Raw genomic sequence first — 22,092 nt, 5'->3', positions numbered from 1 at the left:
CATATCCTCACTCGCTTCGCTCCCTCCGGTATTCCACGGTCCCGGCACTCCCGCCCCTCCCACTCGCAATCGATCTCTCCGCCGGAAGGCAAACAAAAACGATCGACAGGGGAGTGATTGGGATGCGGGTATTCATCATCGATACGAGAAACATGGGTCCGGAACTGCAGGGCGGACTGATCGGGGTCGTCGGCTCGATGTTCCCGACCGTGGAAGAGAAGAAGGAATGTGTGGAAACGGTGAGCAGGTACGCCACAGACGGGTGGGCGATCGCCGCTGACCCGTCCACGCTGATCGGCCGGCTGGCCGCGCTGACGGCGGAGACGGCATGCGCGCCGTTTGTGGCCTTCAACCGGGTGGCTCAACGCGGTGGCCCAATCTTGAATTCGACGCTTTCGGGTGCTCCGGTGCGGGAGCTATCCTGACCGCAACCCCAAAGACAGCGGATCCCCTCGAGATGACGGGATCCGCTGCCGACTGTCTACTCCCAGGAGCCGACGACGAGTGCGGATGCCACGACGTCCGGGATGGAACTTGCCCGTCCCAGCGCGCCCGCGTATTCCAACAGGCGTTCGCGATCTGGTCGCCGGGTAGAAGACGCTTCCTGCGTGCACGATTCTGCGCATGACGCGAGTGTTGCCCACCTCGTTCGCCGGTTGCAGGTGGTGACGCGGGAGCTGTGGTGGGCTAGGTGACCGTGCGGTCGAGGTCGATGCTGTATTCCGGTGGTCCATCCTCGGAGAGATCTCCGAGGATGGACTGGGTGTAGGTGTAGGTGCAGGAGATCGGCCAGGGTTCGGAGTCGCTGAGCAGGTAGATGTCGTAGGCGGGCAACCCAATGAGCACGCCGGGGGTCCGGATCGCGGCGGGCGGTACCTCACCGGTCAGCGGGAGGTGGCGGTGGTAGTCACGCCAGGGGTGTTGGGGGTGCACGAAGTCGGCACGCCACGTTGACGCACGCATCGGCTGTCCTTGCTTGGGTAAGGCTACGGGGTGGGGGGACCGTGAGGATGCCGGGTCGGGTCCTGCACCCGCCTCCGGGTGAAGCGAAAACGTTTGTATCACATCGAGCGTCCCGCACCGTAGGTGTTGCAACGCAACTATTCGCGCGGGTCAGTGTGCGAGGTGCCGGGATCCGGTGTCGTTCGGGGAATGATGGAGCGGTGCAGGTAGACGGCCTGCTCGGGCCATTCGTCCTGGTCGATGAGTTCGTACACGTCGTACGCGGCCGCTCCCTCGAAGTCGGTGGGGAGGTGGATGCGGAGGGGCGGAAAGTCCTCGCATGCGGGCAACGCGATCACCCAGTCGCGGCCGGTCTGTTGGTCGTCCAGCAGCACCGCGAGGAACGCGTGCGAGGTACCCATGCGGGCACCGTAGGCGTCGCCGCGACGCCCACGCAAGACGCCATTTTCCGCTAAGTCCGGGGTCGCCATGGACGGGGGCCGCCCAAGTCTCTGAACGGGCATTTGGCAGGTCACGATGTTCGCAATCCGAACAGCGAGGTTGGGTGGCGTGGCAACGCAGATATGCCTTGAGTGAAGGCCTCCGGCTCGCGGGGGAGCGAGTCGGAGGCCGTCGACCGAATGGAGGCTCGGTGCGGAGCACAGTAGGCCGTGTCTTTCATTCCGCCTACCCCCGAATGGATCATTCTTGAGAGTCAGTTCGTGTCTAGTGCGGGGCTACTCTTTCGGCAACGGCAGAAGCGGGGCACTCATGTCTGCAATAGATGGGGACAGGTCTAAAGAATTGGTGCGACGGCACTTTGAGGAGATCTGGAACGATCGCAGGCTCGAGGCGTGCGATGAGCTAATGGCCGAGGACTTCCAGGAGAACGCTGCGGCACCGTTCAGCGAGACGCCTCCCGGCCGGGTGCACGGCCCGACAGCGATGCGCGGAACCGTCGCCTGGCTTACAAGCCAGTACCCGGATATTCGGATGGAGGTGGAGGCCGTGATCGCCGAGGGCGACCTTGTAGCGGCAAGCGTGCTGAGCCACGGGACGCTTCTCGGTCAGCTGCCGGGCGGCCCCCGCCAAGCGGCCGGACATTCGCCGCCAGACAGACGCACTGGTTCCGTGTCGAAAACGGGAAGCTCGTCGAGCATTGGGCCACACGAGATGACCTCACCGCCATGATCCAAACGGGGATCCTCCAGCCACCCGGTTCTCCTTCGTCCTCCTGAACCGGTGCCATTCGTCGGAGGTGGGACGGATGATCGTTCTTGGGCGCGGACGGCTGCGGCACTGTTCGCTCAGATACGCGGGGTTCTCGGTAGGGAATCGATTCGAGGGGTGCGCGTGATGCCGGGGCCGGGAGGTTCAGCAGGATGTCGCTATAGCGGCGGCTAGTGGTTACCACCCGGGGAGTTCGGGATCACGGCGCGCTTGTTATCCGCTCATTTGGACAGCCAAATGCATATACGCGTAGAAGGTGGCGTCACCCAGTGTTGAGGCTGGTCAAAACCGCGAGAATCCGCGGGTCCTCCCTCGCCCTCATGCCGCAAAAAGATGGGCCCGTGCGTGCACTGGTCATAGCGCGGCACCGGACTCAATCGAGCAATGACCGGAAGGTACCTCCGCGGTGCCGTGCGAACCGTCATCGATACGAAGCCTCCGCCCCTCGTTGCGCAAGCGCAAGGGGTTGAGGGAACCGCTCCGGTGGCGCATCCTCTCGGTATGGATCAGCGTACGGTGCCGTCCGCGGGGGATCCCTCGCGCATTCAGGACGTGTGGGGTGCCCGCACCCCCTTCGCGCGCGGCGGCCGGTGGCCCGACCGCGTCGACCAGGCCCTCGAGGACGGACTGACCGAAGCGGACGTCGATACGTGGGTGCGTAGCGCGTGCGTGCTGTGCAGCAACGGTTGCGGCTGCGATATCGCGGTCAAGGACGGCCGGATGGTGGGCATTCGCGGCCGGGCCGACGACCCCATCAATCACGGGCGGCTGGGACCGAAGGGCCTTTATGCCAGCTGGGAGGGGATGCGCGGGCGCGACCGCTTGACGCATCCGCTCGTGCGCCGCGACGGCGAGCTGGTGCAGGCGACCTGGGATGAGGCGATGGATGCGATCGTCCAGCGCAGCAGGCGGCTTCTGGATGAGGTCGGCCCGCTCAGTCACGGCTTCTACGGCGAGCCGGTCGAGCACGCGCGCCCAGGTGACGGTCTGCGTCGCGGCGAGGTTATGTCCCCACAGGAACATGGCACCGCACTCGTCGATATCCTCGTAGCAGCCGGGCTGGCCATCCGCACCGAACGTCTCCTTCAGCGCGGCGGCGGCGCGGGTGATCAGATGATCCGCCAGCTCGTCCAGGCACGACGCCTGGCTGAAGCCGTGCGCGCAGCGAAGGCCGAGGGCCGATTCCCGCTCTCGTCCGCGGGCAATTGCCACACAACGCTCGGAGTGCTCGCCGGACTCGACGACCCTGACCTGGGACTGATCTGGTTCGACGCCCACTCCGGGGGACGCAGAGCCGTGCCCTGCGTCCCCCGGTGGCCGTAACGAGAATTACTGCGTGAGCGCGTCAGCGACGGTTCGGGCGATGATGCCGTACCCGGCTGCATCCGGGTGCACCCCATCCTTGAACAGCTGCTGCTCACCCTGGGTCGCAGCGAAGATATCGATGACAGGGACGTTTTGTTGAGCCGCGACTCGTTCCACGATGGGAACGACTCCGTTCTCGACGATGTCGGGGTCGATGCCGAAGGTATTCGCCCAGGCGGCCGGGGGCGTGAGGAGGTACACATCGGGATGGTTTGATAGCCCCGTGTAACTGGCGACCATGTCGGCGAGCTGTTGCTCGTATGCCTCCGCATTCCAGTTCTGCGGCTTGGTATCGTTCGTTCCCAGCATGATCAGCACGACGTCCGGCGGGACATCGTGAGAAAGCGACCAGAACTTGTTCTTGTCGTAGGGCGTGTCGCCCGACGAAAGCAGAGTCCGCCCGTTCAACCCGTAATTCAGGACCTGATAGTCCTGCCCGAGCAGTTTCTGCAGCTGATCCGGGTAGGAGTTCTGAGTGCGACTGGCGAAGAGAACACCGGCGCCGTACGTGTTGCTGTCACCGACAGCGGCAATGTGCTTTTTCCCGCTCGCGACGGTGGGGGCGGGAGGCTCGAAGACGAAGTAATACCAAATCCCGCCCGCGGCGACGACTGCGACGAGGGTGGCACCGATCGCGATGAGGATCTTGGTGCGAAGCCGCCACTGTCGGCGCGGGCGGTGGGAGTGCGTGGGGTGCGCGAACATGGTGACGGGATACTCAGACGGTGAGACCGACGGCTTGGATGAGCGCCCCGTCCGGGTCATAGAACAGGAACGATTTCACTCGCGGGTCTGGAGACCAGACGTAGTCGGTCTGCACGCCATACCCGAAGGACACCACCTTGTCGAAGAAGGTGTCGATGTCGTCGACGTCGAAGGCGAGCTCGGTGATGCCGGTTCCGCCGTAGCGCAGATATTCGTCCGGTGTCCTGGCGGTCACGGGTGTGGATGCCTGCTGCAGCTCGAGGAGGGTTCCGTCGTCGGATGCGACCATAATGATGCGCGTCGCCGCCCCCGTGTGCCCGAGGATGTCATCGAGGGTGTCGCCCTGGAACAGAGTGCCTGGTTCGCTGACGTCATACATGACGTTGGTGAAGCCGAGCAGGTCGCGGTAGAACGCGAAAGAACGGTCCAGGTCGCTGACCATGATGCAGACGTGGTTGATGCGCATCAGTTTGCTCCCGCTACATCCAGGACGAGGCGGCCGACGACTTCACCGGCGCTGAGGCGACGAATGCCTTCGGGGAGGGTGTTGAAGGGGATCTCTTCGACGATGTTCGTAATGGTGCCGTCGGAGATCATCGAGAGGACCGTCTTGAGGTCGTCCTTGCTGCCACCGGAGGATCCGATCAAAGTGACCTGCTTAGTGACGAGCAGGTTCGTGGAGATGGTGGCCTCAATCGCCCCCAGTCCCACCAGGACCACCCGCCCGCCAGTGCGAACGGCTTCGATCGCGGCGGCGGTGGTCGTGCCGAACCCGGCGAAGTCGAAGATGATCTCGGGCTGGTACTGCGCGAGTTCACCGGCGTCGGCGTGCACCGAGGCGATACCGAACTCGCGGGCACGGTCGCGTGCGCCCTCGCTGGTGTCCACGCCGTGGACCTCGGCGCCGATCGCGTCAGCGATCTGCACAGCGTTCATGCCGAGGCCCCCCATCCCAATGACGCCAACGACAGTGCCGGCACGCACCCCTCCCTCGGCGACGACCGCGTGGTAGGCGGTGGTGACGGAATCGGTGGCCGCGGCAGCCTGCGCGAAGCTGACGTTGTCGGGAATGACCACGAGTTCGCTGGCCTGCGCGATCGCGAGCTGCTCGTACCCGCCGTTCCGGGACAGCCCGGGCGCGTCCCAGCCGGTCTTCTTGTCATCGCCGTGAGCGAGCAGGCCGATCGCGACCCGGTCGCCCGGGGCGAAACCCTCCACACCGGGACCGATCTCACGGATGGTGCCGGCGACCTCGTGACCGAGGACGATGGGCAAGTTGGTGATCCAGGCCGCTCCCGGGCCTTCGATGATGCCAATATCTGAGTGGCACAGCCCTGCAGCCGCGACGTCAAGCACCACTTCGCCCTGCGCGGCGGTCGGTGCCGGAACATCGGACAGCACGAGAGGTTCGTGTGCGCCGGTGAACAGCCATCCCTGGTTGGACATGGGTTCCTACTTTCTGGCACGGATGCCGAATGGTGCGGTCGAAGTGTTAGTTGCTACGGGTGTGCGGGACTGGTGGGATGCTGCAGCGTCGGCAACATAGGAGCTCCTCGGGGGATTCAGGGTGGCGAGACGTGGCATCTCAACCAAGCCGGAGGACATGCAGTCCAGCCGCGTCCAGGACGGTGGAGCCCACCTGCTGCGCGAGCGTTCTGTCATCGCCGGGCAGGAAGGCCGCTCCTACTTGGTGAAGAACCTCATTCGTGAGAAGACGTCGCAGTCTGGGCGGGACGAGCTGTGACCTGGTCCGTTGGATGACCGCGACACGAACGGCGTCCTCAGTGAGGAGAACCCGCACGCCCTGGTAGAACCGCAACGCCTTCACAAGTGCGGATTCCTGCCCATCGCTGCAGATCGCAAGGACCGCCAAGCGCGCGCGACCGGCTGTTGCTCGGCTGTCGGTGTAGCGGATCCCCGCTTGTTGTGCGCCATCGCGAAGCGCCCCAAGCAGCTCGGTAGCGTCCCCGTCGAGCAGGATGGGCGCGCCAAGGGTCTGCGAGCCGATTGCTCGCAACCGTTCGGCGCGCCGCATCCTGCTCATGCGGTTGAACGAGCCCGTCGTGAGGTTCTGGATAGATGGTGTGACGGGTTCACTGCACCGACCAGCCACCGTCGGAGGGCAGGATCGCGCCGTTGATGTTCACACCATCGTCGCTGAGCAGGAAGGTGATGGACGCGGCGAGCTGTTCTGCTGTGGCCAGGGTCGGGATCGCCATTTGAAACGGGTGGAGCCGTTCGCTTCCGACCTGAGACACCGTGGCCGGCATGGGGATGCCGGTGGCGACACCGCCGGGCGCGACGGCGTTAACCCGGATCCCGTGCGGGCCGTACATGAACGCAGCGCTCCGAGTGAGCCCCACCACCCCGTGCTTGGACACGGTGTACGCGGTGCCGGATGCGTTCCCGCGAATACCTGCCTCCGAGGCGACGTTCACGACGGACCCTCGACCGGCCGCCATCATCACCGGCAGGACAGCGCGGGTGAGTTTGAATCCACCGGTGAGGTTGATGCCGATCACTCGGTCCCACATCGCATCGGTTGTCTCGTGTGCAGGTGAGAAATCGTCGTTGATGCCGGCGATGTTCGCCAGACCGTCGATGCGGTCCCCGGCTTCGGCGACGATCCGGTCGATGTCATCCTGCTTGGTGATGTCCCCGGCAACGGTGACGATGTTCGCGTCGGGAAGCGACGCTGCGAATTGGTGAAGGGCGTCGACGGAGATGTCGACGGCGACAACTGTTGCGCCTTCTCGTGCCAGACGTGCGGCGGTGGCGCGGCCGATACCGGACGCCGCCCCCGTCACCACGATGGTCCGGCCCCGGAACCGGCCGGGCGTGATGACTTCCTCCCAGAACGCATCGGTGTCATCTTCTGCGTGATCGGGTTCGGGGATATCACCACCGTTCGCCTTCTGGACCAGGTCGTCGACCAATGACTGGGGCATCTCGCCCTTGCTCATCGTGACCAGCTGCTGCAGGGGCAGCAGTTTCACGGGGGCGAGAACGCGCTCATCGACGCCGGCGGTGGTCAGCAGCTCACGGATGAGCGGTCCGCCGACCGGATGCTTCAGCCAGGTGCCGACCGAGCTTTTCGCGGTCAGCGGCTTGTCTTTTGCCATGGGGGTGTCTCCCTCACCGGTACGCGTGCGCGCCGGTTCTGTCGGTGTGGTTGCTGGACTGTTCAGTCGGCTGCGACGGTCTCGTCCGGGCGGTTGTCGGCGAACAGTGCGTCCAGTGGGATGTCGGGTCCGTTGCTCTCGCCCATCTTCATGAGTCGGCTGAGGGGGATGGAGCCGACCATTTTCATCATGTCCATGCCGAGGTTTTCCTCGACCGCGTTGGCGCCGGAGGCTTCTACCATGCCCATCAGCAGCGGCATGATCTTGTCCGCGGTGGCGGGGTTGCTCATCAGCTCGCCGATGGTGGAGCTACCCGAGACGGGGAGCTGGATCTGGTCGCCTGCGACCTCGACGGTCTCCGTGAGACGGATGTCACGGCTGGAGGCAGCCGCTGACACGCTATATGTGCCCGGTTCGACCGCCCATGCGCCGGTGCGGGTCTCCCAATAGGCCAGATCGTCGCGGCTGATCGTGACCGAGACCGTGTCGCTGCTGCCGGGCTCCAGGGTGACCGACCCGAACCCTTTGAGTTCGCGGGCGGGACGGGTGGTGTTTGATCCGGCAAGCCCGATATAGAACTGAACGATTTCGCGGCCGGCACGGTCGCCGCTGTTGGTGACCGTGACCGACGCCTCGATTCCTTCGTCGCCGGCGGTGACGGTGAGGTTTGAGTAGGCGAATCGGGTGTAGGAGAGGCCGTGCCCGAACGGGAAGGTGACGTCCAGGTCGCGGGCGTCGTACCACCGGTATCCGACGAAGATGCCCTCCCCGTACAGGACGTGGGAGTTGGACCCGGGGAAGTTCAGGTACGCCGGAACGTCGGCAAGACGAACCGGCACGGTCTCGGCGATTTTGCCCGACGGGTTAACGACCCCGAAGAGCACGTCCGCAATGGCCGCTCCGAGTCCTTGACCCAACAGTGCCCCGTCCAGGATCGCCGGCACGATGTCAGCCAGTTCGTTGAGCCGCACCACGCCACCGTGCGCAAGGACCGCGATCGTGCGGGGCTGCGCGGCGGCCACGGCGCGGGCGAGCGTGAGCTGCTCGGTCGGCAGTTCGATGTGCTCCCGGTCGAAACCTTCGGATTCCTGAGCGTCGTCGAGTCCGAGGAACAGGATCGCGACATCCGCGTTCGACGCCGCAGTGACCGCTTCCTCCCGCAGTGCCTCGTCATCTCCGCTGCCGTCGACCGTGAAGCCGTGGGCAAAGACAACGTCCGCGTCCGTGTGACCGCGGATCTCGTTCAGCGGGACATCGACCTTCGTGGGATTGACGTGTGAGCTCCCCCCGCCCTGGTAGCGGGGTGTGGTCGCGAACGCCCCGATGATCGCGATCGAGTCGGTCGCGGCGATCGGCAGGGTCGCGGCTTCGTTCTTGAGCAGCACGATCGCCTGGGCCGCCGCTTCTCGAGCCAGCTGGTGGTGTGCATCGACATCGAATGCGTCGATGGGCTGGCGGGCCGCATCGATCTTCGCCGCGAGGGCAGCGACGTTGCCTGCCGCCCGATCCACTGCGGCGATGTCGAGGTCACCGCGCGCCACGGCCTCCACAACTTTGGCATCTTCGCGGCCACCGTCGCCGGGCATCTGCAGGTCAAGCCCAGCCGCGACAGCAGCGACCCGGTCCTCCACACCGCCCCAGTCGCTGACGACTGCCCCGCTGAATCCCCACTCGGTGCGCAACACATCGGTCAGCAGCCACGGATCCTGCGAGGTGTAGACCCCGTTGATCTTGTTGTAGGAGGACATGACCGTCCACGGCTGGGCGTGCTGCACCACCCGCTGGAATGCGCGCAGGTAGATCTCTCGCAGGGTGCGCTCGTCGACGTCGGAGCTGGAACGCAACCGGTCCGTCTCGGCGTTGTTGGCGGCGAAGTGCTTCACCGAGGCCCCGACGCCCTGACTCTGGATCCCTGCTACCCATGCGGTGCCGAGCGCGCCGCTGAGGTGCGGGTCTTCGGAGTAGTACTCGAAGTTGCGGCCGCCGCGCGGGTCGCGCTTGATGTTGATGCCGGGGCCAAGCAGAACGCCGACTTGTTCGGCTTGGCATTCCGTTCCGAGAGCTTGGGCGACTCGGGTCACCAGGTCAGGGTTCCAGGACTGTGCCATGGCGACGGCGGGAGGGAAGCACGTCGCCGGGATGCTTTCAGCAAGGCCTAGGTGGTCGGCAGATCCGCCCTGCTTGCGAAGACCGTGCGGTCCGTCTGTGAGCATGAACGAGGTCACTGTTCCGGCCTCGCGCGTCCGCCAGAATGAGCCGCCGCTGCCGAGGCCGGCCTTCTCTTCGATGGAGAGGTTATCGATGGGAGATGTGCTCACCGGGGTGTTCCGTTCGTGTGTGGGAGGGACAGGACTCATCGGGCGCCCTTGACGGGGATGATCGCGAACGCGGCGACCAGGACCAGGATCAGGGCCGATGCCCACACCATCTGGTATCCGCCGGTGAGGACCACAACCTGCGCGGCGAGCACCGGGCCCAGGGCCTGCCCGAGATTGGTGGCGACGGCGGCGATGCCCAGATCACGGCCGGCGGCTTCTTGGTCGGGCAGCACGTCGATGAACAGCGCCTGGTCGACGGGGAGGAAGATGCCGAACGCCAGCGCCCCGAGCACGCCCTGAATGAAGAGGGCTGGGACGGTCGGGGAGATGAGCGGGACCGCCATGGACACGGCCATCAGCAGGGACGCGACAATGATGAAGGGTTTGCGGCGGCCGACTCTGTCGGAGATCCGGCCGGCAAAGATCACGGCGATGACGGTGAACGGCAGTCCGGCGATTGCGAACAGCGGCGCGATCGATGTTGCCTCCTCAGCGCTGAGGCCGGGTTGCACGTAGCTCTGCAACATGTACAGCGACAGCGCGGAGGACACGGTGTACCCGAAGACCAGGAGCACGCGCGCGATCCACACCCACCGGAAGTCCGCGGCACGGAGAGGCACGACGAACCCGCGGAAGAACGCGCCCCATTTAAACGGGGGGATCTTCATCTCTTTGGTGGATTTGTCCGGGTTGCGCCACACGAACATGATCACCGCGAGGACGACCAGAATCCCCCAGAGGATGTAGATGTTCAGTCCGAGCGTGCTGAACAGCGCGCCAGCGAGGATGGCGCCGACGATGCCGCCGATGATGTTGCCCAGGCCTGCCATCGATGAGACGGTGCCGCGTTTGTTCTCCGCGATCCGATCGGCGACCGTGGCGGTCATCGGAGTCAGCGCACCATTGAGAACTGCTTGCGCGATCATCCAGAAGACGGCGACCAGGGTGATGGTGGGAGAAAACCGGAGCCCGACGAGGGCCACAGCGCCAATGATCGCGCCGTACAGCATCCACGGGGCGCGGCGGCCCAGCCGGGAACGGGTGCGGTCCGAGAACACGCCCACCAGCGGCTGAATCAACATCGTCGCAATGGTCGAAAGCGAGATGACGAATCCGAGGGCGGCGGCGCGCGACGCCTCGAACTGACCCAGAATGCCCAGCAGACGCTGCTGATCAGCGGACGGGACGACCGTGCCCGCATCGACGGACGCTTTCAGCTGCGTCAGCTGCTGCAAGTTGGTTCCGGCATCAGCTCCCACAAACCAGTTGCCGAACTCGATCATCTGGATGTGGTTAGGGAGCAGGATCCCGGTGGTCGAACCCCAGATGGTGGTGAAGGCGGCGGTCGCGACCGTGAACCAGAGGATGTATCGGCGCAACGGACGCTTATCGACGTAGATGGGTGACGTTCGAGGTGCGGGTTCGACCCCCGCAACAGGCTGCGTAATGGGTGGTTCAGGGTCGGGGATGTTGAACGTCATCGGGTTCCTTCATCGTCGCTGATGTCTGAGTCTTTCTTATCTACACCACTGTAGGTAGTGTGAGTGTATGGAGGCAAGAAGACAGATGCAAGTCGCTGGCACACTGGAGCGGGTGAGGTCCTCGCCACGAACCCGACTAACCGCCGACGCTCGCCGCGGCCAGCTGGTCGAACTCGCCACATCGCTTATCGCGAGGGTCGGGTACAACCGGTTCTCGATCCTCGCGTTGGCCGAAGAGGCCGGAATGACTCGAGCAGGCGTCCTGCATCACGTCGTTTCCAAGGAGCAGCTGCTTGTCGACATCCTCAGCGCCAGAGATCAAACTCTCTCCGAGACGTTGACCGCTGCGCTCCAACACCTGCCCGACACCGACGTGCACGACATCCTCAACAACGTGGTCCGGCGCAACATCGCCGAGCCCGAATTCACCCGCCTGTTCACGGTGCTCTCCACCGAGGCGCTCGACCCCGCACACCCCGCACACGACTGGTTCGCCGAGCGGCTACGCCGAAGCATCGCCACGCTCGCACCACTGCTAGAAGACGAAGGACACCCAGGCGAGCAAACCGCTCTCGAGGTGCTCTCCTACATGGATGGTCTTCAGCTGACCTGGCTGCGCGACCCCTCACTCGACATGTGGTCGCTGTGGCAGGCATTCTCGGAGCGAGTGCTGGGGAGCCCCGAAATGCGCTCCGAATGAAAGCGCAGCAGTACCGCGACGAATTGGCTCGCGGGCTGGACGTCACCGATCTGACTTCGGCGAGTTCTGAGACGCCCGTTCCGCTGCGCCGGTACCAGTCGGACCTTCCCCCATCGGGTCACCCGCTGCTGTGGGTGCACGGGGGCGCGTTCGTCAGCGGAGGACTCAACCAGCTCGAATCGCACGCCGTCGCGTGCGCACTCGCAAAAACCGGACGCACCGTCTACACCGTCGACTACCGGCTGGTGAAGATGTGGAACGTCCTCCGCCCACTCCGAGGACCGCTGCCCGGAATTCGGTTTCCGCTCCCCCTCGATGACGTCCTCGAAGCGTTCACGCTCGTACAAGCAGCCTCCCGCGACGGGCACGCGTTCTTAGGCGGCGCAAGTGCCGGCGCATGCCTATCCGCCGCCGCCGCACTGCGGATGCGCGACACCGGGCTGGAACCCCCCGCCGGGCTGGTTTTGGCCTACGGAACTTTTCACGCGGCGCTGCCGCCGCGATCGACCGAACTGCGATCACGAACCAACGGTCTACGAAGCCTCGTTCAGTTCACGCCGGGCCGAACCGCCAAGATGAACCGGAACTACGCCGGCACCGTCCCGGCTCTCCAAGATCCACATGCGTTCCCCGGAGGCCACGATCTCCACGGCCTGCCGGCGACGCTGATGATCGACGCCGACCATGACACGCTTCGCGCGTCCGGAGAGCTTTTCGCTGAAGAGCTCACGGCAGCCGACGTCGCCGTGGACAGCTCAGTTATCGAAGGATCCTGGCACGGTTTCCTCGACCGCCCTCGACAACCGGAATTTCACGAGGCAATTCAACGCATCACCGTTTGGCTGGACGCCGCCGACCGCAAGATCTAAAGAACGCTGCCCTCACCAAAGACCCCCGGTTCCAGAGGCGCCGACGCTGATCACCACAAAGACCCGTACTTAAGTACCACGAAAGAGTCTCATGCCCGAGCCCATCTACACCGTCGAAGCCCTCTCCACCGGCGGAGGCCGAGACGGCCATGTACGAACGACCGACGGAGTAGTCGATTTCGACATGCGGGCACCCCAAGCCTTGGGCGGCCCGGGAACCGGGTACAACCCGGAGCAGCTGTTCGCCGCGGGATACGCCGCCTGCTTCCACTCCGCCATCCTTGGCGCCGCGCGCATGCAGAAGCTCGATGTAACGGGTTCATCCGTGGGCGCCCGCGTCGACCTCACCCCGGATGGTGCCGGAGGAGTCGACCTGTCCGTGCACTTGGAAGTCGTGATCCCTGGCCAAACCCTTGCCGAAGCAGAAGAGATCGCCCGCATCGCTCACGCCGCGTGTCCGTACTCGAAAGCGGTTCGCGGCAACATCGAGGTCACCGTCGACGTCGTCGACGAGTAGGCGATCACGCCGGCCGCCGCCGAATCAGGGCTGCATGGTCAGGATCCGAAGGCTACGGCGTAGCCGCTCGGAGTGCTGTCTGCGAGGGTGTCCCACGGTTGTTCTGTCACAACGGGCGGCGACACGCTTGGGCCGGCACGGGCAGGTCGCGAACCTCCTCACTACGCTTGCCAGGATCTCTGCTTACGGGGAACTCACCTGACAGGAGCGACGGCGTCTAAACGATCCCTACAGCCCCAGATCGTCGCGAGACTACCCTCCCTTGCCGCCGACTCTGTCCAACTCACGAAAGCCGCACACGCGCTCCTCCCACAGCTCAGGGACGGCGTCCGCTACGCGCGCGTCGGCATCAAGCTCACCGACCTCCCAAAAGCCGACGAACATATCCCGCTCGAGGGGGCGGCGTGCTCGCGGCAGGTGCGGCCGCAGTCGGAGTCTGGTTGGTGTGCGTGGTGTGGGATGCGGCGACGATCGCGTTGCGGCGGCGCATACCTGGGTCGACGGCGGCGGGGCACTGCTGCTGGTGCGCGGTGGTGGCGATCCAGTCGGCGACCGCCTGCGGGTTCGCGTCGAGTCCGAGGTCGGAGATGAAGGTGCGTTCTCCTCCTTCGATGTCCACCCACCAGCGGGGGTCGTCGGGGTCGATTCCTGCGGTGTCGTGCGGGTCGTCCACTCCCCCGCGCCGGCCGAGGTCGATCTGGAGTACGAAGGTTCCGCCCATGTCGGCGTCGAGCTGCACGGGGAACCTACGAAGGATCGGCGAAGGTTTCGATCGAGTCGGGCAAGGAGCTACCAGCTCACGATCCGTTCGTGATCGCGCCGGCCATCCTCGCGGCGACCCGTCACCTCGGTGTGGTGCTCACTGCATCGACGACGTATGAGCATCCTTTCGCCCTGGCACGACGATTCAGCACTCTTGATCATCTATCCGACGGGCGACTTGGTTGGAACGTCGTCACCTCGTACTTGCCGAATGCCGCCGCGAACTTCGGGCTGGACGGCATGCTAGACCACGACGCGCGATACGACCGCGCGGACGAGTTCCTTGAGGTGTCCTTCAAACTGTGGGAGGGCAGCTGGGGCGACGGGTCCTTTGTGGGAGATCGTGCGTCGGGGACCTTCGCGCACGCTGACCGGGTACGCACGATCGACCACATCGGCGAGCAATTCCGGGTCAAGGGACCACACCTCTCGCCGCCGTCACCGCAGCGGACACCGATGATCTTCCAGGCCGGCTGGTCCGCCAGAGGGAAGCAGTTCGCTGCGCGCAACTCCGAGGTGCTCTTCGCTGGCAGCCAGCCCGCCGCGGTGATGAAGGCCGGCATCGATGATGTGCGCGATCAGGCCGCAGATCTTGGGCGCGACCCGTCCTCTATCAGCTTCCTTGGCGCATTCTCCGTCGTTACGGCGCCGACAGCCATCGCTGTGCAGGAAAAGTTCGATCGGCTCCAGCATTTCCACGAACGAGGGTTCGAGTCACGAATTGCCGAGTACGCCGGCTGGTCGGGCATCGACCTCTCGAAGTACGCCGACGATGAACGCATCGGCCCGAGCGACGGCAGTCGCGTCCAGCATGACGTACCGGGCGCAGCCCCAACCGCAGGTGAGATCAGAGCTTCGCTGCGCACTCTCGGCGCGGACAGCCCGAATGTGTTCATCGGCACGCCCGACCAGGTCGCGGACCTCATCGAGGCCTACGCGGGGCATCGGGGGTCGACGGGCTCGTGCTTCGCAGCTTCGTCTCGCCCGGCTCGCTCGAAGACTTCGCCGAACACATCGTTCCGCGACTCGTGGAACGGGGAATCTATCGCGATGACGCACCGGCAGGAACCCTTCGCGACAGCTTCGGCGGAGGCGATGCGCGCATCCATGCGAGTCATCCGGCCTCGGCATACCGCTGGTAGTCGCTCGAACAATGCCCCTGTTGGAAGACTGGTGGACAGAGAGGGGCGCTAGCCACATGCTGGTCTTGGCAGGGCTTGTGATGTGAGGGCCGGAGGCTATGCAGCTAGTGTCCTTGTCACGCCGTCCGCGTCACTTCGACCGGTACTGTGCGATTCCGCGCCGCGGTCGTGAGCCGGGTCTCGCCCGTGACCACAACCGTGACGGCCGCGCCGGGATCGGCCCCGTTTTGTGCGACGGTGAAGATCAGCTCGCCGGCTTCCACCCGGTGCCTCAGGTCTGCTCCCGTGTAGCCGATCAGGTCGGTGTGGACGGTGAAAGTCACTCGGGCGCGTTGCCCAGGTTCGAGGTGGACGCGCCGCGCGGCCAGCCGGGCGCGCACCGGACGCGTCACCGAGGCGACGGGATCGCTCACATACAGCTGCGGAACGTGCCAGGCTGCGCGGTCGCCGACGTTGGCGATGGTCGCCGTGATGCGGACCTCGCCGCCGGTCCCGACCGTGGCGCGGTCGGCGACGGTGCTCTCGATCGCGAGCGCGGAGTACGACAGCCCGTGCCCGAAGGGGTAGGCCGGAGTCGGGTCGATGTTGCTCACGCCGTCGCTGCGGAGAGCGAGCGGCGCTGCCAGGTAGGTACCCGGCTGAGACGCCGCCGCTCCCGGAATCTGCACGGGAAGACGCCCGGAGGGCTCCACCCGGCCCGAGAGCACCCCCGCGATCGCGGAGGCGCCCTCCTCCCCGGGGAAGAACACCTGCGCGGCGGCCGCCGCGCGGTGCGCCGCGTCGCCGATCGCATAGGGACGGCCGGATACGACAAGCAGCACGACGGTGCGGCCGGCGTCGAGGACGGCGTCGACCAGCTGCCGCTGCACGCCGGGGAGCTCGAGCGTGGTCACGTCGCAGCCCTCGCCCGAGGTGCCGTGGCCGAACATCCCGGAGCGGTCGCCGACGACCAGGATAGTCACGTCCGCAGCTGCGGCGGCGGCCTCGGCGGCGGGGATCCCGGTGAGGTCCGATCCGGAGATCGACGTTCCCTGCTCGTAGCGGATGTCGCTGTCGGGGAACTCCACCCGGATCCCGTCGAGGATCGTCGGCGCGACGATCCCGATGCCGACGTCGGGATGACCGGAGACGACGTGGTTGGGGAACGAGTAGCAGCCGAAGAGGCACCCGGTGTCGTCGGCGCCGGGCCCGATCACCGCGATCGTGGGTGGGGATGCGAGCGGGAGCACGCCCCGATCGTTCTGGAGCAGGATCACCGACTCCTCCGCCAGGCGCCTGGCGATGGAGCGGTTGCGCGGCGAGTCGAGGTCGTGATCCTCGAGGCCGTCCGTCGTCGGCGTCCAGTCGGTGTCGAGCAGCCCGAGTTCTGCCTTGTGGCGAAGCACCCGGCCGGCGGCCTCGTCGATCGCCGACGCATCGAGGCGTCCGTCGGCCACGGCCGCCAGCAGGTCGTCGCCGAAGCCGAGGGTGTGCGGCAGCTCGACGTCCATCCCGGCCGTGAGTGACTGGATACCCGCCTCGGTGAGCGACGCGGCAACGCGATGGGTGGACTGCAGGAACGGCACCGCCCAGTAGTCCGAGACGACCGTCCCCTCGAATCCCCACTCGCCGCGGAGCAGATCCGTGAGCAGCCGGCGGTCCGCCGCGGGCGGGAGCCCATCGATATCGGCGTACGAGTTCATCACTGACCGTGCACCACCGTCGATCACGGCGCGTGCGAACGGCGGCAGCACGACGTCGGCGAACTCGCGCGGGCCCATCGAGACCGGCGCGTGGTTGCGGGCACCGCGCGACGCGCTGTAGCCGGCGAAATGCTTGAGGGTGGCGATCAGTCCCGTCGACTGGAGCCCGGTGACGTACGCTGTGGCGAGCTCGCCGACCAGGTTCGGGTCTTCGCCGAGAGTCTCCTCCACGCGGCCCCAGCGGTAGTCGCGGACCACGTCGAGCACCGGGGAGAGGCCTTGGTGGATGCCGAGGGCGCGCATGTCCTCTCCGATGGCGGCCGCCATTTCCTCCACGAGGTCTGGATCATTCGTGGCCGCCCAGGCGAGCGGTGTCGGGTAGACGGTCGCCGACCACGCCGTGAACCCGGTCAGACACTCCTCGTGCACGATCGCCGGGATGCCGAACCGGTTGGCGGCGACGACCTGGGTCTGGAGGTCGACCAGCTTGCGCCTGCCGTCGCGCACGGTGATGGGCGCGGTGCCGAACGGGCGGGTGATCTGGCCGAGGCCGTCGCGGACCGCCTGCTCGAACGGCTCCGCCTTCAGCAGCGTGTCCTGCATCGGGGCGACGTCTCCGCCGGCACCCTCGGCGTCCGGCCAGGTGCTGCCGAGCTGCTGCAGCTTCTCGCGCAGGGTCATCAGGTTCAGGAGGGCGGCCGCCCGCTCGCGCGGCGACCGCGCGGGGTCGCGCCACAGCTCGGTGGACTGGTCGGCGATGGTCATGGTGTTCCGTTCGAGAGGGAGGCGAAGACGGCCGGACGGACCGTCCGCGGCGGGCGCGCGGTGGACGACCGCACGACGAGCTCGGTCGAGAGCTCGATTCGCTTCGTCACGAGCGTCTCGCCGCGCGCGAGGCGCAGCAGGGTCGACAACGCGGTCCGGCCGATGTCGGCGATGGGCTGGTGCACGGCCGTCAGCGGCGGCGTGGAGATGGAGGCGATGTGGGTGTCGTCGAAGCCGACCACGCTGAGATCGCCCGGCACGGAGAGCCCGGCCCGGCGGGCCGCCTCGAGCACTCCGGTGGCCGAGACGTCGCTTCCGGCGAAGACGGCGGTCGGGCGGTCCGCCGCGGCCAGGATCTCGGTCGCCGCGGCGAGGCCGTGGTCGAAGGTGTATCCGCCGCGCGGCACGGCGGTGGCGTCCACGGTCAGACCGGACTCCGCCATCGCCGCCGCCCAGCCATGCGCGCGGGCGACATCGCACGCGGCGCCATCCGGTCCACCGATGTACGCGATCCGTTCGTGCCCGAGTTCGAGCAGGTGCCGCGTCGCCGTGTACGCGCCCTGCCAGTTGGTGGCGCCGATGCTCGGGATGGAGGTGCGGGGCACGTCGATGGGGTCGACGAGGACCATCTGCAGGCCCACCGCGCGAAGGGCCTTGGCGCGCTGGGCGGAGTAGCCGCTGGTCAACTCGATCACGCCGCTGCGCCCGGCCCGCGCGAGCTTCTGCGCCCAGCGCACCGGGTCGCGGCGCTCCACACCGGTCAGGTTGCGGAGCGTCACCCCGACGTCGAAGGTCCCGGCCGCATCCATGACCCCCTGCAGGAAGGTGGAGATGTAGGGGTTCGCGATGTCCTTGGAGTCCAGTAGCAGCTCGACGCTGATCTCGCCGCGGTTGAGCGAGCTCTGCTGCCGTTCGCCGATGCTCACGTAGCCGAGGTCGCCGATCGCCTCCTGCACGCGCTTGCGGGTGTCGGTGCCGACGCCGGTGCGCCCGTTGACGACCTTGGAGACCGTCCCGATCGAGACGCCGGCGGCGCGCGCGACCGCCGTCAACGTGGTGCGGTGCCCGGCGCCGACCGTCGCCTCCACCGGGCTCATTTGCCGAATCCCGCCGTGATGCCCGCCACCAGCTGGCGTCGGCCGACCAGGTAGAGCGCGAAGATCGGGAGGGTCGAGAGCACGACGGCCGCGAGAGTGGCGGGGATGTTGACGCTGAACTGGCCTTGGAACGTCCACAGCGAGAGCGGGAGGGTCCGCTTGTCCGGGCTCTGGGTGAGCACGAGCGGGAAGAGGAAGCCGTTCCAGACCGTGAGGGCGTCGTAGATGATCACGGTGATCAGGGCCGGACGTGAGAGCGGCACCACCAGCGAGATCAGCATCCGCCAATTGGTGGCGCCGTCGACGCGCATCGACTCGAACAGCTCGTTGGGCAGGTCGCGCAGGAAGTTGCTCAGCACCAGCACGGTGAGCGGGATCGCGAATCCGATCGAAGGCAGGATCAGCGCGAGGAGCGAGTCGTACAGGCCCACCTTGCTCATCATGTAGAACAGCGGGATGATCGTCGCCTGCAGCGGGACGGCCAGCCCGAGCAGGAAGATCGAGAACCCGAACCGGGTGAAGCGGGTGTTCGAGCGGACGATGGCGTAGGCCGCGCCCAGGCTGATCGCCACGGTCACCGCGACGCTCGCGATCGTCACCAGGACGCTGTTGGCCAGGTAGAGGAAGAAGTCGCTGTGGAGCACGAGCGCGTACTGGTCGAGGGTCGGGTCGGTCGGCGGCAGCAGCTGGTTCGACGAGTAGAACCCGTCCTGCGGCCGGATGCTCGTGATCACGATGTAGTAGATCGGGAGGATGATCACCGCCAGCCAGACGTAGCCGCCCACCGCACCGGCGATGTTCGGTCTGCGTCCCCGTCGGCGCTTCGCCGGTTCGACCGTCCCGGTGCGTGGGACGTCGCCCGCAGCGGTCCTGGTGAGTGCGCTCATCATGCGCCTTCCTGTTGGCTGGACATCCGGTTGAACCCGCTGAACTTCGTCAGCACCAGCGAGACGACCAGTCCGATCACCGCGAGGATGATCGCCAGCACGCTCGCCATGCCGAATTGACTCGCCGAGAAGCCGGTGACGTACATGTTGATCGGGAGGATGTTGATCGCATCCGACGGGACGCCCCCGGTCAGGATGAACACCACGTCGAAGTACGTGAGCGATCCGGTGATCATCAGCGTCGACGAGGTGATGATCGTGAACTTCAGCTGCGGCAGCGTGATCGAGAAGAACTGCTGCATGCGCGACGCCCCGTCGATCTGCGCGGCCTCGTAGAGGCTGGCCGGGATCTGCCGCGCGCCGCCCTGGTAGAGCAACGTGTGCAGCGGCACGAACTGCCACGCGATGACGAAGACGACCATGAAGAGGATCAGCGTGGGATCCCCGAGCCAGTTCTGCTTCAGCCACGGGATGCCGAGCGAGTCGGCGAGCCCGAAGTTCGGGTCGAGGATCGCCTTGAACGCGATCCCGATCGCCGCCGACGAGAGGATCAGTGGGAGGAAGTAGATCGCGGCGAGCACGGCGCGGTAGCGCTGGTGACCGGCGACGAAGACGCCGAGCAGCAAGCTGATGGGCGTCTGGATGATCCACGAGAAGACGACGACCTCGAGGGTGAGCCAGAGCGAATGCCAGGTGCCGTTGGCACTGAGCGCCTGCACCCAGTTGTCGGCTCCCACGAACGTCGGCGCGGAGATCGCGTCCCAGCTGGTGAAGCTGAGCCAGAGGGCGACCACGAGCGGCACGAAAGCGAACAGGACGAACACGGCGAGCGCGGGGACGATGTACCAGCCGGACGGGCCGGTGGAGCGCACGCGCGCCCCACCGGCCGTGATGGTGCTTGACGACATGGAGCTATTTGCCGATCGTCTCGTTCATCGCGTCGGAGAACTGCTTCGGCGTGCTCTGCTTGCTGAACAGCTTGTCCAGGTTCGTCAGCAGCGCGGTCGCCTGGGCGGAGGGCAGTGCCTGGTCCCACGACATCTGGAAGTTCGGGGCGGCATCGATGAGCGACGCCGTCTGCCCGACGAAGCTGTCCGTCCCGCCCTCGATCAGGCTGGAGACGCCCTTGATCGGCGGCACCTGGCCGTTGTCGAGCAGCCGCTTCGTGTATGCGTCGTTGAAGACCTCCTTGGTGAGGAAGTCGATCGCATCCTTCTTCTGCGAGTCTGTGGCCGTCGCGGACACCGAGAAGTAGCCGGAGACGTTGCCCACGATGTTGGCCGGGTCGCCCTTGCCGCCGTCGACCGACGGGAAGTTTGTGTAGCCGAGGCCCGACTTCGTGAAGTCGGCCGCGCTGGTCTGGAAGGCGCCGTACGCCCACGCGCCCTGCAGCAGCATGGCGGCCTTGCCCGTGTAGAGCAGCGCCACATCCGCGTTGCTGTCCGCGACGACGGAGTTGAAGTCGTCGCCGAAGGCGCCCGCGTCGACCAGCTGCTGGAGCATCTCGTTGGCCTTGATGATGCCGGGGTCGCTCCACGCGTCCTTCTTGCCGTCGACCACTGCCTGGAAGGCGCCCGGTCCGGCGACCCGGTCGACCAGGTACTCCTCCCACATCAGCTCGGGCCACTTGCTGCCGCCCGCGAGCGCGAAGGGAAGGACGCCGGCGGCCTTGATCTTCGGAATGTCGGCGAGGAGGTCGTCCCACGTCGTGGGGGCGTCCACGCCCGCCTTGTCCAGCACATCCTTGTTGAAGTAAAGCAGCACGGGGTACGAGGGGTCCATCGGGACGGCGTAGGTCTTGCCGTCGATGACGCCGAGGTTCCAGACCGACTCGTTGAACTTGTCCTTGATCGAGGCGGTGTCGCTCGTGAGGTCGACGACCTTCGTCGCGTCGACGTAGTTCTGCAGGGTTCCGCCTGCCCAGCTGTAGATGATGGTCGGCGCGGATCCGGCGCCCACGGCGGTCTTGATCTTCGTCTTGTACGCGTCGTTCGCGAAGAACTGCGCGCTGATCTTCTGATCGGGGTTCGCGGCGTTCCAGTCCTTGACGGCGGGCTCGACCACGCCGGTCTGGTCGCCGGTGAGCGCCCAGAGGGTGGCGGGGCCGCTGGCGCTCCCGCTGCCCGACGAACAGGCGGTCAGGGCGACGAGGGCGGTCGCGGTCGCCGCGGCGATCGATGCGGCGCGGACGCGGCGGCGGCGCGGGTGTGTACTACGAGTCATCGTTGGCTCACTTTCACTTCGGGTGAGTGCAGTTCTCGGCGGCGGTGTGCCGCCTGCTCGGTGGTTGTCGCTCGACGCTAAGTCGGTCGCGAAACCGCGCGCAAACAAATCGGCCCGATTGGAAAACTTTTCGCACCAGTGTGCCGGTAAACGTTCCGAAGGGGTCCATTCCAGCGGATCCCGCGTTCAGCGGCGAAAGGTTTTCGCATTCGTTGTGAAGCGGCCGGGCCGCATCCAGACTGGCCAGCGGCGAAATCCCCACCAATCGAAGGAGCCGCAACGATG

General features: G+C 66.1%; 22 protein-coding genes and 1 pseudogene. 9 read left to right on the top strand and 14 right to left on the bottom strand.

What is annotated here, in order from left to right:
• Positions 1 to 122: 122 nt before the first annotated feature.
• Positions 123 to 425 (top strand): hypothetical protein, encoded by a 303-nt coding sequence (locus tag P3F85_RS14260; RefSeq protein ID WP_374008510.1) that lies wholly within the window; start codon positions 123 to 125, stop codon positions 423 to 425.
• Between the two features lie 262 nt (positions 426 to 687).
• On the opposite strand, the gene P3F85_RS14255 is transcribed toward P3F85_RS14260, so the two are convergent.
• On the bottom strand, positions 688 to 963 hold the full coding sequence (locus tag P3F85_RS14255; RefSeq protein ID WP_374008509.1) for a hypothetical protein: 276 nt from the start codon (positions 961 to 963) through the stop codon (positions 688 to 690).
• Between the two features lie 137 nt (positions 964 to 1,100).
• Positions 1,101 to 1,364, bottom strand: a complete 264-nt coding sequence (locus P3F85_RS14250; protein WP_374008508.1) for a hypothetical protein — start codon at positions 1,362 to 1,364, stop codon at positions 1,101 to 1,103.
• 349 nt (positions 1,365 to 1,713) lie between these two features.
• Between P3F85_RS14250 and P3F85_RS14245 the strand changes: the two are divergent.
• The 3 genes and pseudogenes from P3F85_RS14245 to P3F85_RS14235 form a co-directional block, all read left to right on the top strand.
• A pseudogene (locus P3F85_RS14245) lies at positions 1,714 to 1,968 on the top strand (ester cyclase); the annotation flags it as partial.
• Positions 1,905 to 2,180 carry an ester cyclase gene (locus tag P3F85_RS14240; protein WP_374010946.1) on the top strand — a complete coding sequence of 92 codons (276 nt, stop codon included), beginning with the start codon at positions 1,905 to 1,907 and terminating at the stop codon, positions 2,178 to 2,180. The pseudogene P3F85_RS14245 and the gene P3F85_RS14240, both read left to right, overlap by 64 nt.
• Before the next feature lie 493 nt (positions 2,181 to 2,673).
• On the top strand, positions 2,674 to 3,495 hold the full coding sequence (locus P3F85_RS14235) for a molybdopterin-dependent oxidoreductase (RefSeq protein WP_374008507.1): 822 nt from the start codon (positions 2,674 to 2,676) through the stop codon (positions 3,493 to 3,495).
• A 6-nt stretch (positions 3,496 to 3,501) separates the two neighbouring features.
• On the opposite strand, the gene P3F85_RS14230 is transcribed toward P3F85_RS14235, so the two are convergent.
• From P3F85_RS14230 to P3F85_RS14220, 3 genes are read right to left on the bottom strand one after another with little or no spacing between them, the layout of a single operon-like run.
• Positions 3,502 to 4,242, bottom strand: a complete 741-nt coding sequence (locus P3F85_RS14230) for a GDSL-type esterase/lipase family protein (RefSeq protein ID WP_374008506.1) — start codon at positions 4,240 to 4,242, stop codon at positions 3,502 to 3,504.
• Positions 4,243 to 4,255: 13 nt separating this feature from the next.
• A complete protein-coding gene (locus tag P3F85_RS14225) occupies positions 4,256 to 4,708 on the bottom strand; it encodes a VOC family protein (RefSeq protein ID WP_374008505.1) in 453 nt (150 codons plus the stop codon).
• Positions 4,708 to 5,688 (bottom strand): zinc-binding dehydrogenase, encoded by a 981-nt coding sequence (locus P3F85_RS14220; protein ID WP_374008504.1) that lies wholly within the window; start codon positions 5,686 to 5,688, stop codon positions 4,708 to 4,710. Before P3F85_RS14220 ends, P3F85_RS14225 begins: the two co-directional genes overlap by 1 nt.
• A gap of 157 nt (positions 5,689 to 5,845) precedes the next feature.
• Here P3F85_RS14220 and P3F85_RS14215 point away from each other — a divergent pair, with 157 nt between their 5' ends.
• Positions 5,846 to 5,986, top strand: coding sequence for a hypothetical protein (locus P3F85_RS14215; RefSeq protein WP_374008503.1), 141 nt, complete (start codon positions 5,846 to 5,848; stop codon positions 5,984 to 5,986).
• A gap of 349 nt (positions 5,987 to 6,335) precedes the next feature.
• Here P3F85_RS14215 and P3F85_RS14210 read toward each other — a convergent pair whose 3' ends face one another.
• The 3 genes from P3F85_RS14210 to P3F85_RS14200 all read right to left on the bottom strand — a co-directional run bounded on the left by P3F85_RS14210 (position 6,336) and on the right by P3F85_RS14200 (position 11,163).
• On the bottom strand, positions 6,336 to 7,364 hold the full coding sequence (locus P3F85_RS14210) for an SDR family NAD(P)-dependent oxidoreductase (RefSeq protein ID WP_374008501.1): 1,029 nt from the start codon (positions 7,362 to 7,364) through the stop codon (positions 6,336 to 6,338).
• Between the two features lie 62 nt (positions 7,365 to 7,426).
• Positions 7,427 to 9,682: a glycoside hydrolase family 3 C-terminal domain-containing protein gene (locus P3F85_RS14205; protein ID WP_374008499.1), complete on the bottom strand. Its 2,256-nt coding sequence runs from the start codon at positions 9,680 to 9,682 to the stop codon at positions 7,427 to 7,429.
• A gap of 35 nt (positions 9,683 to 9,717) precedes the next feature.
• Positions 9,718 to 11,163: an MFS transporter gene (locus P3F85_RS14200; protein WP_374008498.1), complete on the bottom strand. Its 1,446-nt coding sequence runs from the start codon at positions 11,161 to 11,163 to the stop codon at positions 9,718 to 9,720.
• Between the two features lie 85 nt (positions 11,164 to 11,248).
• Here P3F85_RS14200 and P3F85_RS14195 point away from each other — a divergent pair, with 85 nt between their 5' ends.
• The 3 genes from P3F85_RS14195 (at position 11,249) to P3F85_RS14185 (ending at position 13,249) form a co-directional block, all read left to right on the top strand.
• Entirely contained in the window at positions 11,249 to 11,863 is a 615-nt protein-coding gene (locus P3F85_RS14195) for a TetR/AcrR family transcriptional regulator (RefSeq protein ID WP_374008497.1), read from the top strand.
• Complete coding sequence (locus P3F85_RS14190) at positions 11,860 to 12,732, top strand: alpha/beta hydrolase fold domain-containing protein (RefSeq protein WP_374008495.1); 873 nt, start codon at positions 11,860 to 11,862, stop codon at positions 12,730 to 12,732. The genes P3F85_RS14195 and P3F85_RS14190 overlap by 4 nt, the downstream gene beginning before the upstream one ends.
• 91 nt (positions 12,733 to 12,823) lie before the next feature.
• A complete protein-coding gene (locus tag P3F85_RS14185; protein WP_374008494.1) occupies positions 12,824 to 13,249 on the top strand; it encodes an organic hydroperoxide resistance protein in 426 nt (141 codons plus the stop codon).
• Between the two features lie 355 nt (positions 13,250 to 13,604).
• Here P3F85_RS14185 and P3F85_RS14180 read toward each other — a convergent pair whose 3' ends face one another.
• Positions 13,605 to 13,988, bottom strand: a complete 384-nt coding sequence (locus tag P3F85_RS14180) for a hypothetical protein (protein WP_374008492.1) — start codon at positions 13,986 to 13,988, stop codon at positions 13,605 to 13,607.
• Positions 13,989 to 14,059: 71 nt separating this feature from the next.
• On the opposite strand from P3F85_RS14180, the gene P3F85_RS14175 reads away from it, so the two are divergent.
• Positions 14,060 to 15,205 carry an NtaA/DmoA family FMN-dependent monooxygenase gene (locus P3F85_RS14175; protein ID WP_374008490.1) on the top strand — a complete coding sequence of 382 codons (1,146 nt, stop codon included), beginning with the start codon at positions 14,060 to 14,062 and terminating at the stop codon, positions 15,203 to 15,205.
• A 64-nt stretch (positions 15,206 to 15,269) separates the two neighbouring features.
• Here the strand turns inward: P3F85_RS14175 and P3F85_RS14170 are convergent, their stop codons facing one another.
• Genes P3F85_RS14170 through P3F85_RS14150 form a run of 5 tightly spaced genes read right to left on the bottom strand, consistent with a single transcriptional unit; the run spans position 15,270 to position 21,807 of the window.
• Positions 15,270 to 17,600: a beta-glucosidase gene (locus tag P3F85_RS14170; RefSeq protein WP_374008489.1), complete on the bottom strand. Its 2,331-nt coding sequence runs from the start codon at positions 17,598 to 17,600 to the stop codon at positions 15,270 to 15,272.
• Positions 17,597 to 18,697 carry a LacI family DNA-binding transcriptional regulator gene (locus P3F85_RS14165; RefSeq protein WP_374008487.1) on the bottom strand — a complete coding sequence of 367 codons (1,101 nt, stop codon included), beginning with the start codon at positions 18,695 to 18,697 and terminating at the stop codon, positions 17,597 to 17,599. The genes P3F85_RS14170 and P3F85_RS14165 overlap by 4 nt, the downstream gene beginning before the upstream one ends.
• Positions 18,694 to 19,584 carry a carbohydrate ABC transporter permease gene (locus P3F85_RS14160; RefSeq protein WP_374008485.1) on the bottom strand — a complete coding sequence of 297 codons (891 nt, stop codon included), beginning with the start codon at positions 19,582 to 19,584 and terminating at the stop codon, positions 18,694 to 18,696. Before P3F85_RS14160 ends, P3F85_RS14165 begins: the two co-directional genes overlap by 4 nt.
• Entirely contained in the window at positions 19,584 to 20,492 is a 909-nt protein-coding gene (locus tag P3F85_RS14155; protein WP_374008484.1) for a carbohydrate ABC transporter permease, read from the bottom strand. The genes P3F85_RS14160 and P3F85_RS14155 overlap by 1 nt, the downstream gene beginning before the upstream one ends.
• Positions 20,493 to 20,496: 4 nt before the next feature.
• Positions 20,497 to 21,807 carry an extracellular solute-binding protein gene (locus P3F85_RS14150; protein WP_374008482.1) on the bottom strand — a complete coding sequence of 437 codons (1,311 nt, stop codon included), beginning with the start codon at positions 21,805 to 21,807 and terminating at the stop codon, positions 20,497 to 20,499.
• Positions 21,808 to 22,092: the final 285 nt, after the last annotated feature.

Origin of the sequence: Leifsonia sp. T36S-04 (assembly GCF_042465655.1) — a bacterium.
Taxonomy (GTDB): Bacteria; Actinomycetota; Actinomycetes; order Actinomycetales; family Microbacteriaceae; genus Leifsonia.
This window is presented reverse-complemented; position numbering and strand designations above follow the sequence as displayed.